This is a genomic window from Bradyrhizobium sp. Kon56, from assembly GCF_055807635.1.
The window spans coordinates 1-262 of record NZ_JBVVOU010000472.1; the positions used below are offsets into that span (position 1 = coordinate 1).

The 262-nt window shown below is 55.7% G+C and carries 1 protein-coding gene; it reads right to left on the bottom strand.

The features are described from left to right. Nucleotides 1-54: 54 nt before the first annotated feature. Nucleotides 55-262 (bottom strand): hypothetical protein (locus AC0L3B_RS39710; protein WP_473383345.1); only part of this gene is annotated, 208 nt, incomplete at its 5' end.

Sequence of the window (262 nt, forward strand, 5' to 3'; positions counted from 1 at the left end):
CGATCGCGGAACCGAGGGCCATGAAGCGAATATGTCGGGCGTTGAGCCCGCGTTTCAAACCTGTTTCTTGCTGGTGCATTTCTCGTCCCTATTATTTTTATCCTGAGAAAATTCAAAGCAGCGAATCACGGGCTCTGTGGCGAGCGAGCGAGCTTGCTCGCGCTGGGCTGCGTAGCAGCCCCGAAAGCCGCAATTGAAGTGTTTCAGATGGCAAATATGACTGATTTGGGGCCGCTTCGCGACCCAGCGGGAGCAAGCTCCC